At 71.9% G+C, this 15,970-nt stretch carries 15 protein-coding genes; 3 read left to right on the top strand and 12 right to left on the bottom strand.

All coding sequences use genetic code 11. The features are described 5' to 3' along the window. Window positions 1–4: 4 nt before the first annotated feature. From ADK54_RS01385 to ADK54_RS01345, 9 genes are all read right to left on the bottom strand, one after another. Window positions 5–823, bottom strand: a complete 819-nt coding sequence (locus ADK54_RS01385; RefSeq protein ID WP_053723603.1) for a TrmH family RNA methyltransferase — start codon at window positions 821–823, stop codon at window positions 5–7. Between the two features lie 120 nt (window positions 824–943). Beyond that, complete coding sequence (gene cobA / locus ADK54_RS01380) at window positions 944–2,164, bottom strand: uroporphyrinogen-III C-methyltransferase (RefSeq protein ID WP_053723602.1); 1,221 nt, start codon at window positions 2,162–2,164, stop codon at window positions 944–946. 170 nt (window positions 2,165–2,334) lie between these two features. Further along, complete coding sequence (gene cobT, locus ADK54_RS01375; RefSeq protein WP_053723601.1) at window positions 2,335–5,709, bottom strand: nicotinate-nucleotide--dimethylbenzimidazole phosphoribosyltransferase; 3,375 nt, start codon at window positions 5,707–5,709, stop codon at window positions 2,335–2,337. Between the two features lie 340 nt (window positions 5,710–6,049). Then, window positions 6,050–7,264, bottom strand: coding sequence for a precorrin-6y C5,15-methyltransferase (decarboxylating) subunit CbiE (gene cbiE, locus ADK54_RS01370; RefSeq protein ID WP_053723600.1), 1,215 nt, complete (start codon window positions 7,262–7,264; stop codon window positions 6,050–6,052). Window positions 7,265–7,365: 101 nt separating this feature from the next. Further along, window positions 7,366–8,022 carry a GNAT family N-acetyltransferase gene (locus ADK54_RS01365; protein ID WP_053723599.1) on the bottom strand — a complete coding sequence of 219 codons (657 nt, stop codon included), beginning with the start codon at window positions 8,020–8,022 and terminating at the stop codon, window positions 7,366–7,368. Window positions 8,023–8,207: 185 nt separating this feature from the next. Then, window positions 8,208–9,059, bottom strand: a complete 852-nt coding sequence (locus tag ADK54_RS01360) for a MetQ/NlpA family ABC transporter substrate-binding protein (RefSeq protein WP_053723598.1) — start codon at window positions 9,057–9,059, stop codon at window positions 8,208–8,210. Between the two features lie 69 nt (window positions 9,060–9,128). Beyond that, entirely contained in the window at window positions 9,129–9,797 is a 669-nt protein-coding gene (locus tag ADK54_RS01355; RefSeq protein ID WP_053723597.1) for a methionine ABC transporter permease, read from the bottom strand. Next, the gene (locus ADK54_RS01350) at window positions 9,794–10,837 is read right to left on the bottom strand and encodes a methionine ABC transporter ATP-binding protein (RefSeq protein ID WP_053723596.1); all 1,044 of its coding nucleotides are present in this window, start codon (window positions 10,835–10,837) and stop codon (window positions 9,794–9,796) included. Before ADK54_RS01350 ends, ADK54_RS01355 begins: the two co-directional genes overlap by 4 nt. 369 nt (window positions 10,838–11,206) lie before the next feature. Then, window positions 11,207–11,854, bottom strand: a complete 648-nt coding sequence (locus ADK54_RS01345) for an HAD-IA family hydrolase (protein ID WP_053723595.1) — start codon at window positions 11,852–11,854, stop codon at window positions 11,207–11,209. A 71-nt stretch (window positions 11,855–11,925) separates the two neighbouring features. Between ADK54_RS01345 and ADK54_RS01340 the strand changes: the two genes are divergently transcribed. Together ADK54_RS01340 and ADK54_RS01335 are read left to right on the top strand one after the other, a co-directional pair. Further along, on the top strand, window positions 11,926–12,285 hold the full coding sequence (locus tag ADK54_RS01340) for a hypothetical protein (protein WP_053723594.1): 360 nt from the start codon (window positions 11,926–11,928) through the stop codon (window positions 12,283–12,285). A 2-nt stretch (window positions 12,286–12,287) separates the two neighbouring features. Next, window positions 12,288–12,704: a hypothetical protein gene (locus ADK54_RS01335; protein ID WP_234391873.1), complete on the top strand. Its 417-nt coding sequence runs from the start codon at window positions 12,288–12,290 to the stop codon at window positions 12,702–12,704. Here the strand turns inward: ADK54_RS01335 and ADK54_RS01330 are convergent. The 3 genes from ADK54_RS01330 to ADK54_RS01320 form a co-directional block, all read right to left on the bottom strand. Beyond that, window positions 12,701–13,204, bottom strand: a complete 504-nt coding sequence (locus ADK54_RS01330; RefSeq protein ID WP_053723593.1) for a GNAT family N-acetyltransferase — start codon at window positions 13,202–13,204, stop codon at window positions 12,701–12,703. The genes ADK54_RS01335 and ADK54_RS01330 overlap by 4 nt on opposite strands. 36 nt (window positions 13,205–13,240) lie before the next feature. Further along, window positions 13,241–13,735 (bottom strand): sigma-70 family RNA polymerase sigma factor, encoded by a 495-nt coding sequence (locus ADK54_RS01325; protein WP_053723592.1) that lies wholly within the window; start codon window positions 13,733–13,735, stop codon window positions 13,241–13,243. 82 nt (window positions 13,736–13,817) lie between these two features. Then, window positions 13,818–14,978, bottom strand: coding sequence for a glycerophosphodiester phosphodiesterase (locus ADK54_RS01320; RefSeq protein ID WP_053723591.1), 1,161 nt, complete (start codon window positions 14,976–14,978; stop codon window positions 13,818–13,820). 319 nt (window positions 14,979–15,297) lie between these two features. On the opposite strand from ADK54_RS01320, the gene ADK54_RS01315 reads away from it, so the two are divergent. Then, on the top strand, window positions 15,298–15,918 hold the full coding sequence (locus ADK54_RS01315; protein WP_234391872.1) for a lysophospholipid acyltransferase family protein: 621 nt from the start codon (window positions 15,298–15,300) through the stop codon (window positions 15,916–15,918). The last annotated feature ends 52 nt before the right edge of the window (window positions 15,919–15,970 follow it).

Here is a 15,970-nt window from a genome sequence, read left to right as displayed (position 1 = left end):
GCGCTCAGGCAGTCGGCCTGCCCGTCGCCACCGCGTAGAACGCCACCGCGGCCGCCGCGCCCACGTTCAGGGAGTCGACTCCGTGTGCCATCGGGATGCGTACCCACTCGTCCGCGGCCACCAGGGCCTGGGTCGAGAGGCCGTCGCCCTCCGCGCCGAGCATCAGGGCCACCTTGTCGAGCTTGTGCGGGGCGGCGTCCTCGATGTCGGAGGCCTTCTCGTCGGGGGTCAGGGCCAGCAGCCTGTAGCCCGCCCCGCGGACCGATTCCAGGCCCTTGGGCCACGATTCCAGGCGGGCGTACGGGACCGAGAAGACCGCGCCCATCGACACCTTCACCGAGCGCCGGTACAGCGGGTCCGCGCAGTCCGGCGAGAGCAGGACCGCGTCCATGCCGAGGGCGGCGGCGCTGCGGAAGATCGCACCGATGTTGGTGTGGTCGTTGACCGCCTCCATGACCACCACCCGGCGGGCGGTGGTGAGGAGTTCGTCGGCGGCCGGCAGCGGCTTGCGCTGCATCGAGGCGAGCGCCCCCCGGTGCACGTGGTAGCCGGTGACGCGTTCGGCGAGGTCCGGGCTCACCGCGTACACGGGGGCCGGAAGCTCGTCGATGACGTCCCGCATGACGTCGACCCACTTGGCCGAGAGCAGCATCGAGCGCATCTCGTAGCCGGCGTCCTTGGCCCGTCTGATGACCTTCTCGCCCTCGGCGATGAAGAGGCCTTCGGCGGGTTCGCGGCGGCGCCGCAGCTCCACGTCGGTCAGGCCCGTGTAGTCGCGCAGGCGGGGGTCGTCGGGGTCCTCGACGGTGATGAGATCGGCCACAGGGTGATACTGCCTTGTCCTGGGTGAGGTGCCAACGGCTGGGACGGAGATCCGTTACCGGTGGTTACGGGCGAAGGGGCAAAGGTTCGGGCGCTGGTTACGGGCGTGGGTTCACGGCGGTCACACGCGGGAGTTCACCGTCACCACGTCGCCGATGACGATGACGGCCGGGGGCTTCACTTCCTCGGCCCTGGCCACCTCCGCGACGCTTCCCAGAGTGGCGTCCACGCGGCGCTGGGCGGCGGTGGTGCCCTCCTGGACGAGGGCGACCGGGGTCCCCGGGTCCTTGCCGTGCGTGACGAGCGCCTGCGCGATCGCGCCGATCTTGTCGACGCCCATCAGGATCACCAGGGTGCCGCGCAGCTGCGCCAGCGACTTCCAGTCGACCAGCGAGCGCGGGTCGTCCGGCGCCACATGGCCGCTGACCACCGTGAACTCGTGCGCCACGCCCCGGTGCGTGACCGGGATCCCGGCCGCGCCCGGCACCGAGATGGAGCTGGAGATACCGGGCACCACCGTGCAGGTGATGCCGGCCTCGGCCAGCGCCTGGAGTTCCTCCATGCCGCGCCCGAAGACGTACGGGTCGCCGCCCTTGAGCCGGACGACCGCCTTGCCCGCCTTGGCGTGCTCGATCAGCGCGTTGTTGATGGCCTCCTGCGCCATGAAGCGGCCGTACGGGATCTTGGCCGCGTCGATCACCTCGACGTGCGGAGGGAGCTCGTCGAGGAGGTCTCGGGGGCCGAGCCGGTCGGCGATCACCACGTCCGCCTCGGCGAGCAGCCTGCGGCCGCGCACCGTGATCAGGTCCGGGTCGCCGGGGCCACCGCCGACCAGGGAGACGCCGGGCGTGCGGGTGCGCTGCTGCGGGGCGACGAGGGTGCCGTCGCGCAGGCCCTCGACGACGGCGTCCCGGATCGCGGCCGAGCGGCGGGGGTCGGGGCTGTCGGTGGTGAGGACGGCGACCGTGACGCCCTCGGAGCGGCCGGTTGCCGGGGTCCAGGCGGTGGCGGCGCTCGCGTCGTCGGAGCGTACGCACCAGACGCGGGAGCGCTCGGCCTCGGCGGAGATGCGCTCGTTGGCCTCGGTGTCGGCGGTCGCGACAAGCGCGTACCAGGCGTCCGCCAGGTCGCCGTCCTCGAAGCGGCGCCGCTCCCAGCGGATCTCGCCCGCGTCCGCCATGGCCTCGACGGAGGGGGTGGCGCTCGGGGAGACCAGGGTGATGTCCGCCCCGGCGGCGATGAGGGCCGGCAGCCGGCGCTGGGCGACCTGGCCGCCGCCGACGACGACGACGCGGCGGCCGGTGAGGCGGAGGCCTACGGGGTAGGCGGGGTGTTCGGCCATGGGGGCTCTGCTCCTCGGGCGTACCTGGCGTGCGGTGGGCCGCTGCGGCGGTGAAGCGGCTGGTGGGAGGGGGTGCGGGCGCCGAGGACAGCCTACGGGCCCTAAGACGCGGGCGACATGGGGAGGGGGCCGGGGTCAGCGACCCCGGCCCCCGCTCGTACCTCTACGGGCTACTTCTCGGTGACGCCTGCCGAGTCGAACGTGGCGACCTCGTGCATCGCGCGGGCCGCGCTCTGCACCACCGGCAGGGCGAGCAGGGCGCCGGTTCCCTCGCCGAGGCGGAGGTCCAGGTCGACCAGGGGGCGCAGGCCCAGCTTGTTGAGGGCGGCCACGTGGCCGGGCTCGGCGCTGCGGTGGCCCGCGATGCAGGCGGAGAGCACCTCGGGGGCGATCGCGCGGGCGACCAGGGCGGCGGCTCCGGTGCTCACGCCGTCGAGGATCACCGGTGTACGCAGCGAGGCGCCGCCGAGCAGGAAGCCGACGAGGGCCGCGTGCTCCAGGCCGCCGACCGCGGCGAGGACGCCGATGGGGTCGGCCGGGTCCAGCTGGTGGAGGTCGAGGGCGCGGCGTACGACGTCGACCTTGCGGGCGTGCGTCTCGTCGTTGATGCCGGTGCCGCGGCCGGTGACCTCGCCCGGGTCGACGCCCGTGTAGAGGGAGATCAGGGCGGCCGACACGGTGGTGTTGGCGATGCCCATCTCGCCCGTCAGGAGCGCCTTGTTGCCGGCCGCCACCAGGTCGCGGGCGGTCTCGATGCCGACCTCGATGGCGGCGATCGCCTCCTCGCGGGTCATCGCGGGGCCGGTCGTCATGTCGGCCGTGCCGGCGCGCACCTTGCGGGGCAACAGGCCGGGCGTGGCCGGGAGTTCGGAGGCGACGCCCACGTCGATGACGCAGACCTCGGCGCCGACCTGGTTGGCGAAGGCGTTGCAGACCGCGCCGCCGCCGAGGAAGTTGGCGACCATCTGGCCGGTGACTTCCTGGGGCCACGGGGTGACGCCCTGGGCGTGCACGCCGTGGTCACCGGCGAAGATCGCGACGGCGGCGGGCTCCGGGATCGGCGGCGGGCACTTGCGCGAGAGGCCGGACAGCTGCGCGGAGATGATCTCCAGCATGCCGAGCGCGCCCGCGGGCTTGGTCATCCGCTTCTGGCGCTCCCAGGCCTCGCCGAGCGCCTTCGCGTCCAGGGGGCGGATGTTGGAGACGGTCTCGTCAAGGAGGTCGTGCGGGTCCTCGCCGGGCAGCGCGCGGCGGCCGTACGTCTCCTCGTGGACGACCCAGGACAGTGGGCGGCGCTTGGACCAGCCCGCCTGCATCAGCTCGGGCTCCTCCGGGAACTCGTCGACGTAGCCGACACAGAGGTAGGCCACGACTTCGAGGTGCTCGGGCAGGCCGAGGGCGCGGACCATCTCGCGCTCGTCGAAGAAGGAGACCCAGCCGACGCCGAGGCCTTCGGCGCGGGCGGCGAGCCACAGGTTCTCGACGGCGAGCGCCGAGGAGTACGGGGCCATCTGCGGCTGGGTGTAGCGGCCGAGGGTGTGCCGTCCGCCGCGGGTCGGGTCCGCGGTGACCACGATGTTGACCGGGGTTTCGAGGATGGCCTCGATCTTCAGTTCCTTGAACTGCTTGGCCCGGCCCTTGGGCAGCGACTTGGCGTACGCCTCGCGCTGGCGCCGGGCGAGTTCGTGCATGGTGCGACGGGTCTCGGCGGACCGGATCACCACGAAGTCCCAGGGCTGCGAGTGGCCGACGGACGGCGCGGTGTGGGCCGCCTCCAGGACGCGGAGCAGCACCTCGTGCGGGATGGGGTCGCCGCGGAAGCCGTTGCGGATGTCGCGGCGCTCGCGCATGACGCGGAGCACGGCCTCGCGCTCGGCGTCGTCGTAGCCGGGGGCGGCGGGCGCCTGCTCGGCGGCCTCGAAGACCTCGGCGAGCTCCTCGGCCTCGGCGGGCGCCTCCGGCTCCGCGGCGGCCTCCGGTACGGCGGCGGGCTGCGGCGCACTGATCACTTCGAGCGGCTCTTCGCCGGCGGACGCGGCTTCGGCAGGCTCGGCCGGGGCAGCCATCACAGCCGCTTCCTCGGCCGGTTCGGCGGCCGGGGGCTGCTCCTGCTGCGGTACGAGCACGGGCTCGGGCGCCTGGACCGGCTCGGCGGCGACGACCGCCGGCGCCTCGGAGGCAGGCTCGGGCACGGTCACCGCCTGCTCCTCGGGAGCGGCCTGCGGCACGGGGACGGCGACGTGCGTGGTCGCCTGGCTCTGCACCACGACGGCCGGCTGGGCCTCGGGAGCTGCGGCCGGAGCGGGCACGGCGGGCTCGACGGCGATCGGCTGCGGGGCCACGGCGACCGGCTCGGCCACGGCCACCGGCTCGGCGGGCACGGGCTCGACCGCGATGGGCTCGACGGCGATGGGCTCGGCCGCCACGGGCTCGACGGCGACCGGAGCGGCCGGGGCCTGCTCCGCCGCGACCGGCTCGGCTGCCGGGGCTTCGGCGGCCACGGGCCCGACGACGATCGGGGCAGCGGGCTCGGCGGGCGCGACCGGCTCCGGCTCGGCGGCCACCGGAGCGACGGGCTGTGCGACCGGGGCGACGGGCTCCGGTGCCGGCTGCGGCACGCCCTGCGCGCGGGGCGCTTGCGGGGCGGGCGCTTCCGGTACGGGCTGCACGGGTGCGGGCGCGAGGTGCGGGCCGGTCGGGACCGAGCCCTCGACGGGCACGAACTGGCCCACCGGCTGCGGCACTCCGGGCTGCTGCTGAGCCTGCTGGGCCGCCTGCGGAACGGCCTGCTGGGCGACCAGCTGGTCCACGAGCAGGGCGGGCTGCGCGACCGGCTGTGCCACGGGCTGCGCCGCGTGTTCGGCGGCCTGCGGCTGAACGGCCGGAACCGCGGCCTGGGCCGCGAACTCCTCCGGGACGACCGTTTCTGCAGGGGGCATGGGTGTGTTGAGTGACTCGTGGGGCGCCGTTCGCTGCTGAGGCGTCCATGCCATACCGGGCTGCGGCGGGAGCTCCCCGAGCTGCGGTCCCGACAGCTGCGCCGCGGGCTCCTCGCGCGGGATGTCCAGATACTCGGGACCGGCGGTCGGCGGACCCTGGGCGCGCAGCGGCACCGGGTTCACGGGGGCGCCGGCCGGGCCCCGGTCGGCGAGGGAGCGTACGACTCCGGCGGAGGCGTCCGGCACCTGCGGGCCGAGGTGGAGCGGGCGGCGCGGCGGCGGGGTCGACGCCGCGGGCGCCTGCGCCGCGCGTACGCCGCCGAGCTCGACGGAGCCCGTGTCGCGGCCGCCGGTCTCGTGCGCGCCGGGCTCGGCCTGGCCGGGCACGGGCGGCACCTGGGCCATGACGGGGGCGGGCGCGGGCGCGGACTGCGGGTCGATCCAGGCGCCCTGGGCGCCCGGCATCAGGAGCAGATCGTCGTCGTCCGCACCGTTCTCGGAGGGGTCGAGGAAGGTGTAGGCACCGGGAGCGGGGACGCCCGGCTGTTCCACCATGCCTGCGTTCTCCGGCAGTCCCTCGCCCGGGACCTGGCCGGTGTCAGTCATGCGTACCCCTCGCCCATCTGTAGTGCTCCTTCGGCCTGCGCCCGGGGCCGCACACGCTGGACGCGTGAGGCACCGTCGCTCAGAACGTGTGCGCCGCGCGGTTGCGAACGGCCCGCAGGCATCAACGACACCATGCATTGTCGCGGGCCTTCGCCGCCGTGGCGGTCAGTCTCGGCCACGGACCGTGTGGGCTGCGCCACGTTGCGCGTCCCCCGGATGTGCCGTACCGCGAACGGGTCCCAAAAAGGTCCCCTTTTCCGGCCCTTGGCGAGCGGAACGCCGAACGGCCGGGTGCGGTACAACGATCGGCCAGCCTACCCCCCGCGGCGCGCCCAAGGGGTCACAGGGATCTTTCTTTCCGCCTTCCGGAGAGCAGGAAGGCGACCGAGCGTTCGCGCTCCGACCAGGCGCTCGTGTCGAGGTCGACCGATTGGATGAGCGCGCACTCGACGTCGTATCCGCCGGCGCTCAGAGCGGCGCCCACGGCCTCCGCCTCGTCCCGGGTGGCCGCGTGCGTCACGATGCGCTCCGGCCTGCGATCGGCGCACGCCTCCACGACGGCCGCGCCGCCGCCTCCGATGCGTACGACATCGGGTTCGGGCAGCGACTCCAGGACGTGCGGGGCCCGGCCGCGGACGACCTGGACCTGGACTCCGAAGCGGCGGGCGGTGGATTCGGTGCGCGAGCAGGCTTCCGCGCTGTCGTCGACGGCGATCACGGCGGCGCCGAACCGGGCCGCCTCCGCGGAGAGGGCACCGCTGCCGCAGCCGATGTCCCAGACGAGATCGCCGATGCGCGGGCCGAGCCGGGCGAGTTGGGCGGCGCGCAGCTCGGTGGATTCGCCGGGGCCGAGCCCGGCGCCGTACTCCCGGGCGGGCAGCGCCCAGCCACGCGGCGCGGACGGGTAGCCGGGCGGGGGTCCGGCGAGCCAGCCGTCGCCCTCGGTCGCGGGGCCGCCGCCGAGGACTATGACGACGTTGGGGTCGCGCCAGGCGTGGTCGGCGGCGTTCTCGGAGGTGAGGACGGTGACCCGCTCGCGGTCGCTGCCGAGCTCCTCGCAGATGACGAAGGTGCGGTGGACGCCTTCGAGGAGCAGCGCGAGTTCGGCGGGTCCGGCGCCGGGCGAGGTGAGGACGGCGACCTTGGGGTGGGCGCGGCAGACGTTGACGGCGCGGCGCAGGGTGCGCGGGTGGGCGACGACGATCTGGGCGTCGTCCCACGGCATCCCGGCCTGCGCGAAGGCGGCGGCGACGGCGGAGACGGCGGGCACGACCTCGACCTCCAAGCCGTGCTCGGGGGCCCTGAGGGTGCGTACGACGCCGAAGAAGCCGGGGTCGCCGTCGGCGAGGACGACCGCGCTGCCGCGGTGGCCGGCGATGCGGCGGGCGGCCAGGCTCACGCTGCCGAGCCGGATGCGCTCGGCGCCGGCCGGCACTTCGGGGAGTGCGAGGTGGTGGGCGGCACCGGCCACCAGGGTGGCCGCGGAGAGGGCGGAGGTGGCCGCGGGGGTGAGGGGCGAGCCGTCCCAGCCGATCACCGTGACGCGGTCGGCCATCTTCGTCAGTCTCCAGGTGTTGTCGCAGCTCGGGGCGGTCCGGCGAAGGCCGGCACCAGTGAGGGTAGCCCCGGAATTTCGTTCCGGCCGGTGGCCGGGGATCAGTTCCAGTCGGTGAAGGAGGCGTATCCGGCGTCCGCGAGCTGGTCGGCGACGCCGTCGAGGTCCTCGGGGAGCAGGCTCCACACGATGAGGTCGGTGCGGATGTCCGTCCAGCCGCCGTCCTCCGTCTGTGTCCGCGCTATCCAGGCGTTGCGCAGCACGCCCTCGCTGATGCAGCCGATCTTCTGGGCGACCTGCTGGGAGGCGGTGTTGTCGGCGGCGGTACGCAGTTCCAGGCGCTCGAACCGCTGGTCCCTGAACAGCCATTGGGCGGCGGCGAGCACGGCCTCGGTGGCGTAGCCCTCGCCGCGCGCCCAGGGCGCCACGACATAGCCCACCTCGGTGGCCAGGGTGCGCCAGTTGGTGTTCTGGAGGTGGACGATGCCGACGAGGCGCTGGGTGAGGAATTCGGTGACCGCCAGAACGATTCCTCGGCCCTCGGTGCGCTCGCGCGGAGCGAGGTGGCGGACCCAGTCCTCGGCGTCGCGGGCCGTGTAGGGGTGGGGCACGGCGGTCCAGGCGACGACCTGCTCGTCGTTCATCATCTCTATGAGCGCGGGGCTGTCGGCATCCTCGAAGGGGCGCAGCACCAGGCGGTCCGTGCTGATGGAGATGTCCGGGAACACCGGAAAGGGGGTAGTCATGTGCCGCTCCATGCCGTGGACCGCCGTGGGGGCCGCGAAGGCCCTGGAACTTTCGTGGCCCGTCAACCTATAGGGACCGTAAAGGCACAGCATGCAGCATCGGGCCCTCGGCGTGCATGGCCGGGTGGGCGTTTGCGACGAAGGTCCCGGACACCTGGCGGGGTGTCCGGGACCTTCGTCCTGCCGTACGGGGAGCGCTACTTGGCGGGGCCGAACGCGGGGATGACGGAGCCCGCGTACTTGTCGGCGATGAACTTCTTGACCTCGTCGGAGTTCAGGAGCTTGGCGAGCTTCTGGACGCGCGGGTCGCTCTCGTTGCCCTGCTTGACGGCGAGGAAGTTGGCGTACGGGTTGCCGTCCGCCTTCTCCAGGGCGAGGGCGTCCTTGGCGGGCTTCAGGTTCGCCTCGATCGCGTAGTTGCCGTTGATGACCGCGGCGTCCACGTCGTTCAGGGCGCGGGGCAGCGTGGCGGCCTCCAGCTCCTTGAACTTCAGGCCCTTGCTGTCCTTGATGTCGGAGAGCTTGGCACCGGAGCCGGCGCCGTCCTTCAGCGTGATCAGGCCGTTGGCGGCGAGCAGTTGGAGGGCGCGGCCCTCGTTGGTGGTGTCGTTGGGGACGGCGATCGTCTGGCCGGAGGCGATGTCCTTCAGCGACTTGACCTTGTGGGAGTAGAGGCCGAGCGGCTCCAGTTCCACGTTGACGACGGGCACGATGTGGGTGCCGTTCTTCTTGTTGAAGTCGTCCAGGTAGGGCTTGTGCTGGAAGAAGTTGGCGTCGACCTGGCCCTGCTCGGTGGCGGTGTTCGGCAGGACGTAGTCCGTGAACTCCTTCACCTCCAGCTTGAGTCCGGCCTTGGCCGCCAGGTTGTCCTTGACGAACTTGAGGATGTCGGCGTGCGGCGTCGGGGACGCGGCGACGACCAGCGCCTTGGATTCGTCCGCCTTGGCGCCAGCGGGCTTCGGGTCGGAGGAGGAGCCGCAGGCGGTGAGGCCGACGGCGAGCGCGGCGGTGGCGAGGGCAGCAGCGGTGATCTTGGTGTTCTTACGCACGAAAAGTGCCTCTTTCCGGTGGTGCGGTGTGACGCCCGGACAAGGAGTTCGGGCCGTTGTGAGAGAAGTTCAGGAGGTCCGGCCGCGGCGGGCGAGCAGGCGGACGACGCCGTCGCCGAGCAGCTGGATCACGGTGACGATGGCGATCAGGACGGCCACCGTGATGAGCATGAAGTTGGTCTCGAAGCGCTGGTAGCCGTAGGTGATGGCGACCGAGCCGAGGCCGCCGCCGCCGACCGCGCCGGCCAGCGCGGAGTAGCTGACCAGGGTGATCACGGTGGTGGTGATCGCGGAGACCAGGGAGGGCAGCGCCTGCGGGAGCAGCACCTTCCACACGATGGTGGGGATGCCGCCGCCCATGGACTGGACGGCCTCGACGAGCCCGTGGTCGACCTCACGGACGGAGGTCTCCACGAGCCGCGCGAAGAACGGGATGGCGCCGATGGAGAGCGGCACGATCATGGCGCTGGGGCCGATGAAGGTGCCGACGGCCCAGGTGGTGAAGGGGATCAGGGCGATCAGCAGGATGATGAAGGGCAGCGAGCGGCCGATGTTCACGATCACGCCGATGACCTTGTTCACCGGGCGGTTCTGCAGCAGCCCGCCCTTGTCGGTGAGGACGAGCAGCACACCGAGCGGCAGCCCGAGCCCGATGGTGACGACGGTCGCCCACAGCACCATGTAGAAGCTGTCGTACGTTCCCTGCGACAGCAGCGGCTGCATTTCCGACCAGCTCACTTGGCACCTTCCTTGACCAGGTCGAGCACCTGGCTGTCGTCGTCCACCACGTCCACCTGGAGGCCCTGCTCGCGCAGGAAGCCGACCGGGACGACGTTCTCCTCGTACGCGCCGGGCAGTTCGATCCGCATCCGGCCGATCTGCTTGCCCGCCACGGTGTCCATGGCCGCGCCGAGGATCGAGATGTCGATGTTGTAGGTCCGGGCCAGCTGGGAGATGACCGGCTGGGTGGCGGCCTCGCCGTGGAAGGTGACGTCGATGACGGTGCGTTCGGGGCCGGTGGCCTCGCCGGTCACCGGGAACAGTTCGGCGGCGAGCTCGGAGCCGGGCGTCGCGAGCAGTTCGCTGACGGTGCCGGACTCGATGACGCGTCCCTTCTTCATCAGCGCGGCCGAGTCGCAGATCGTCTTGACGACGTCCATCTCGTGCGTGATGAGCAGGACGGTCAGGCCGAGCTGCTGGTTGAGGTCGCGCAGGAGCTGGAGGATGGAGCGCGTCGTCTCGGGGTCGAGCGCGCTGGTGGCCTCGTCGGAGAGCAGCACCTTGGGGTCGCCGGCCAGCGCCCGGGCGATGCCGACACGCTGCTTCTGGCCGCCGGAGAGCTGGGCGGGGTAGGCCTTGGCCTTGTCGGCGAGGCCGACCAGGTCGAGCAGTTCGAGGGCCTTGCGGGAGCGCTCCTTGCCGGAGACGCCGAGGATCTCCAGGGGCAGCTCGATGTTGTCCTGAACGGTGCGCGAGGACAGCAGGTTGAAGTGCTGGAAGACCATGCCGATGCGGGAGCGGGCCCGGCGCAGGTCCTTGCCGGCCCGGCGGCCGCGACCGGCGAGCGCGGTGAGGTCGACGCCGTCGACGGTCACCGTGCCGGAGGTGGGGCGCTCCAGGAGGTTGACACAGCGGATGAGGGAGGACTTGCCGGCGCCGCTCTGGCCGATGACGCCGTACACCTCGCCCTCGCGGACGTGCAGGTCGACGCCGTCGAGTGCGGTGATATCTCGTCCGCGCGACTGGTAGACCTTGGTCAGGCCCGTTGTGGTGATCACAGGGAGTTCCGTCACTGTCGAGTGCGCGGCGCGGGGTATGCCGGGCACGGGGCAAACGTGTTCGGGGCGCGACTCGGCCTCATCGGTGGATACCGGGGGCACGGTGTGCGCGGGGCGGGCCGAATCCGTACGTCGTGGTACGGGCTCGGGCGCAGCCGTCAGGGTCTCGCTTCGGGGCGCGAGGCTCAGGCGGGGGCCCTCAGAAGGCGCACATTCGACACATACAACGAGCACCGGGCGTCATCATCGCCTCGGTCGCAAGGGTGCGGCTGCTCGTCGTGGTCATGTGGGCAAGTAAAGCAGAAGCGATCAGAAACAGATCAGGGATGTCCGAATACCGGACATCCCTGGACCACCATGCGGACGAGGTCACTCCGCCGTGGTGATCTCCACTCCACCGGCCGTGGCCTGCGCGGACACGGCCGATAGGTCCTTCACGACGACGTCGGCGACGAGTTCCTCGGCCCGGTGCGTTGTGGTCAAGGCCACGGTCGTCATGCCGGCCGCGCGGCCGGCCGCGAGCCCCGCCGGGGCGTCCTCGAACACCACGCAGCGCGCCGGATCCACGCCGAGCCGGGCCGCCGCGAGCAGGAAGGGCTCGGGGTCGGGCTTGCCCCGGGTTATGTCGTCGGCGGACACCAGGTTCTTGGGGTGGATGCCGGCCTCGGTGAGCCGGGCCTCGCCCAGCCTGCGGGTGGCCGAGGTGACCACGGCCCAGCGGTCCGCCGGGAGCGCGGCGAGCAGCGCGGCGGTGCCGGGCAGCAGTACCACTCCCCCGGCGACGTCCTCGACCTCCAGTTGCTCGATGCGGGCCAGTGCCTCGGGCACGACATCGGCGGGCAGCAGGTCGGCCACGATCTCGACGGCCGGGCGGCCGTGCAGCTCCACGCGCGCGAAGTCCTCGGCGGTGATCCCGTACTCCTGGGCCCAGCGGGTCCAGCAGCGGGTGACGGACTCCATGGAGGAGACGAGCGTTCCGTCGTTGTCGAACAGGAGGGCTTCGGCATGGATCTTCATGTCTCCCGACCCTACGGGTGCGGGTGGGGGTGAGCGCATCGGGCCTTTCGGCCCGTAATACCCTCGACCCCATGCTCGACGCCCTGACGGTCGCGGTCGCCGCCGCGGCCCTCGCCCTCGCAGCCTGGTGCGGCTCCGCCGCATACCGGGACCAGCCCACCAAGGACTGGCACTTCATCGGCATGGCCGTGGTCACCGTCCTCGCCCTTGCGCAGCTCGTGGTCGGGCTCGTGCAGCTCGGCCGCGGCGAGAAGCCCGAGCAGGGCGTCGCGATCTTCCTCGCCTATCTGGCGGGCGCGTTCGCGGCCGTTCCGGCCGCCGGATTCCTCTCGCTCTCCGAGCGCACCAAGTGGGGCTCGGTGACGGTCTCGGCCGGCGCGGTGGTCCTCGCGGTGCTCGAAGTGCGCCTCTACGACATCTGGGGAGGCTGACCGTGACCGAGTCCGCCGCTGACACCACGCCCGACCACAAGCTCGGCTCCGGGCCCGGCCGGGTGCTCGTCTGGTTCTACGGGGTGTTCACCGTGGCCGCCGCGTCCCGCTCGATCGTCCAGACCGTCCTGGACTTCGGCAAGGCGCCGCTGGCGTACGTACTGTCCGCGATCGCGGCCTGCGTGTACGGCTTCATCACGTACTCGCTGGTGCGCGGCGGCGAGAAGGCCCGCCGGGCAGCGCTGGTGTGCTGCGCGGCGGAGCTCCTCTTCGTCCTGGTCGTCGGCACCTGGACCCTGGCGGACGCCTCCGCCTTCCCGGACGCGACGGTGTGGTCGGACTACGGAATGGGCTACCTCTTCATCCCGGTGATCCTGCCGATCCTCGGGATGCTGTGGCTGAGGCGAGCCAAGCGCTAGGCGCTCGCCGCGAACTCCTGGGCCGACGCGTCCTTTTCCAGGGTGATCAGCGAGAGGCGCGTGCTCACCTGCTCCCTGCCCACGGCCGCGTATCCGTGCCGGAGGTACAGGCGCAGGTTCGACTCGCTGCGGTGGCCGGTGAAGAGCTGGAAGCGTTTGGCGGCGAGCTCGGCCGCGCAGTGGGCCTCGATGGCGGCCAGGAGGCGGCCGCCCAGGCCGTGCCCCTGCATCCGGGGATGGACGATCAGCTTGTCGATGCGGCCGGTGCCCGACGCGTCCACGCGGCCCCGCACCGAGGCGACGATCTCGTCGCCGAGCCGGGCCACCAGGGCGTAACCCGTGGAGAGTTCGGCCCGAAGGCCCTCAAGGGTCTGCGTCAGGGGCTCGATCGAGTAGTCGCCGTAGAGCTCGGCCTCGCTCTGGTAGCAGAGGTACTGCAATTTCAGTATCTGCTCGGCATCCTGTGCGCCGGCCGCAGAGATGGTCACGCTCATGCCCATGTGTGCATGCCTCTCGCTCAACTGGTCCCCGATTGTCTACCGCTCCTTTCCCCCGAGTTCAGGAGCGGCAACCTCCGCCGCCAGCATTCTGCGCAGGCATCCCAGGCAACGGGAACGCATCGGCCCCAGGCTGCCCTGTGAGATATCCAACTCCCCTGCGATTTCCCGGTAGGTGGGGTCCTTGGGGGAGAGCAGCGCGGCAAGCAGGCGCGGGCAGTTGCCCGGAGTGCGGCCGATCGCCGCGTGCAGGATGCGGCGCCGCTCGGCGGTGATGGCGGCGAGTTCGGGCCCCGGATCCGGGTCGGCGGCGGGGGCGCTGCCGTACGGCCGCTCCTGGCGCCGCAGCCGGCGGGCGCGGCGCGCCTCGGCCCGCACGGCGGTGCGGACCCAGTGCACCGGGTCCGCCGGGTGCTGCTCCAACAGCCTTAGCCAGACGGCCTGTTCGAGGTCGGCGGCATCCATCCCGGTGCCGGGTGCCTCGGCCGCGGCCTCGGCGGCGACGAGCGGGCTGAGCTCTGTGACGAGATCCATGCCGGGCGGGACGCGCCCGCCGCGGAAGCCGGTTTCCGCAGCGGGCACTTCTCACTCGTACGTGGGTGAAAGGGGTTGGACGTCAGTGCTTGCGGAAGTCGGCCGCGGCGAGCAGCGCGGTGTCCGCGTTGTCGGAGAACACCGCGTCGATACCGGTCGCGAAGTACGTCTTGAACGCGCCGAAGGCGTCCCCGTAGGCGTTGGGGTCGGTGCCGCGCTGGAAGTCGGCGGGGAGGAAGGAGTTCTCGTTGCGCATCGTGTACGGGTGCAGGATCAGCCGCTGCGCGTGCGCGTCGCGGACGAGGGTGGTCGGCTTGGTGAGCCTGCCCGACGCGTCCTTGGGGATGATCAGGTCGAGGGTGGGGCCGATGCCCTGCGCGTACGAGGCGATCCACTTCAGGCCGGCCGGCTTGACCAGGTCGTCGACGGTGCGCGGGTCGCCGCTCACCACGAAGTCCCACGGCTTGGTGCCCGCGTTGGAGAGCAGCACCACCGAGGGCGTGTCGACCAGCTTCGCCAGCCGCTGGATGCTGCTGGGCTCGAAGGATTCGAGGAACTGCGGGGAGTCCGCGTGGTGGCGCCCGTAGCGGCGCAGGAGGGCCGCGACCCGGTCCTCCAGGGGCAATCCGATGCCGCGGAAGTAGGTGGGGTGCTTGGTCTCGGAGTGCAGCCAGATCCGGCGGCCGAGGCGGCGGCCCTGCTCCTGCGCCCAGCGAAGCACCTCCTCGAAGGTGGGCACGTCCCAGCGGCCGTCGTACAGCGTGTTGTGCTGCCGGTTGCCCGGTATGCGCTCCTTGGCGCGCAGCGTCTTCAGCTCGGCGAGCGTGAAGTCCTCGGTGAACCAGCCGGTGATGGCGACCCCGTCGACGGTCTTGGTCGTCTTGCGGGACGCGAACTCGGGGTGGTCGGAGACGTTCGTCGTGGCCGAGATGTCGTTCTCGTGGCGGCACACCAGGTGCCCGTCCTTGGTGGGCACGAGATCCTGCTCGATGACATGGGCACCGAGATCGAGGGCGTGCTGGTAGGAGCCGAGGGTGTGCTCGGGCCGGTATCCGGCGGTGCCGCGGTGTCCGATGACGTACGGAACGGGCAGGTCGCGGTAGGCGGCCGGGCCCCCGCCGTGGCGCTGCGCGGCCGAAGCCGGCGCCCCCGCGAGCCCGGTGGCCGCGGTGCCGAGGACGGCCGCGCCCGCCGCCCCAAGGACGGTGCGCCGTCCGGGTCTCATCCGCTCGCCGTCAGTCATGAACACTCCTCGGTCGTCTGTTCCCACTGGCGTTTCCCCCATGTGTCCCGCACCTGTCAAAGCGAGGAGACGAGCGTAGGCGGACCGAGCTGAAGAGCGGGATGCTTCGTGGGTACGCGGGGACGAAGGCGGGCCGAACCTGGCGCAAACACATGTCAACAGTGCGTATCCACTTCGTGAACCCGATGTGCGATCAGAGCTGACCCGCGAGTATCGTCCTCACCTGCACAGACATCCCACCCCCACCCAGACGACTCCGGAGGGCCCGTTGTCCCGCTTCGCGCTCATCAAGGCAGTGCTCGGACCGATCATGCGCCTGATGTTCCGCCCACAGGTGGAAGGCGCCGAGAACATCCCGGGCACCGGTCCAGTGATCCTCGCCGGCAACCACGTGACGTTCATCGACTCGATCGTGCTGCCCATCGTGTGCGACCGGCAGGTGTCCTTCATCGGCAAGGACGAGTACGTGACGGGCAAGGGGCTCAAGGGCCGTCTGATGGCCTGGTTCTTCACCGGGGTCGGCATGATCCCGGTCGACCGGGACGGCGCCAACGGCGGTGTGGCCGCGCTGATGACGGGCCGCCGCGTCCTGGAGGACGGCCGGATGTTCGGCATCTACCCGGAGGGCACCCGCTCCCCCGACGGCCGCCTGTACCGGGGCCGCACCGGCGTCGCGCGGCTCACCCTGATGACGGGCGCGCCGGTCGTGCCGTTCGCGATGGTCGGCACGGACAAGCTCCAGCCGGGCGGCGCGGGCATGCCGCGCCCCGGCAAGGTGACGGTCCGCTTCGGCGAGCCGATGGAGTTCTCGCGCTACGAGGGCATGGACCGGGACCGGTACGTGCTGCGGGCCGTCACGGACTCGGTGATGGCGGAGGTCATGCGGCTGTCCGGGCAGGAGTACGTGGACATGTACGCCACGAAGGCGAAGGCGGCGTAGCCGCGCTTTTCGGGGTGCCCGACGTCGAGGGTGCCCCCTCCCAACTCCCTTG

Source organism: Streptomyces sp. WM6378 (assembly GCF_001279695.1).
GTDB lineage: Bacteria > Actinomycetota > Actinomycetes > Streptomycetales > Streptomycetaceae > Streptomyces.
Note: the sequence above shows the minus strand (reverse complement) of the source record. Positions and strands in the feature narration are given on the sequence as shown.

Bases quoted from the DNA above. Each gene is read 5' to 3' on its own strand.
- cbiE (WP_053723600.1), bottom strand. From the start codon at position 7,264: ATGGCCGACCGCGTCACGGTGATCGGCTGGGACGGCTCGCCCCTCACC.
- ADK54_RS01365 (WP_053723599.1), bottom strand. From the start codon at position 8,022: ATGGAGCGGCACATGACTACCCCCTTTCCGGTGTTCCCGGACATCTCC.
- ADK54_RS01315 (WP_234391872.1), top strand. From the start codon at position 15,298: ATGTTCCGCCCACAGGTGGAAGGCGCCGAGAACATCCCGGGCACCGGT.
- ADK54_RS01325 (WP_053723592.1), bottom strand. From the start codon at position 13,735: ATGGATCTCGTCACAGAGCTCAGCCCGCTCGTCGCCGCCGAGGCCGCG.
- ADK54_RS01330 (WP_053723593.1), bottom strand. From the start codon at position 13,204: ATGGGCATGAGCGTGACCATCTCTGCGGCCGGCGCACAGGATGCCGAG.
- ADK54_RS01340 (WP_053723594.1), top strand. From the start codon at position 11,926: ATGCTCGACGCCCTGACGGTCGCGGTCGCCGCCGCGGCCCTCGCCCTC.
- ADK54_RS01320 (WP_053723591.1), bottom strand. From the start codon at position 14,978: ATGACTGACGGCGAGCGGATGAGACCCGGACGGCGCACCGTCCTTGGG.
- cobA (WP_053723602.1), bottom strand. From the start codon at position 2,164: ATGGCCGAACACCCCGCCTACCCCGTAGGCCTCCGCCTCACCGGCCGC.
- ADK54_RS01345 (WP_053723595.1), bottom strand. From the start codon at position 11,854: ATGAAGATCCATGCCGAAGCCCTCCTGTTCGACAACGACGGAACGCTC.
- cobT (WP_053723601.1), bottom strand. From the start codon at position 5,709: ATGACTGACACCGGCCAGGTCCCGGGCGAGGGACTGCCGGAGAACGCA.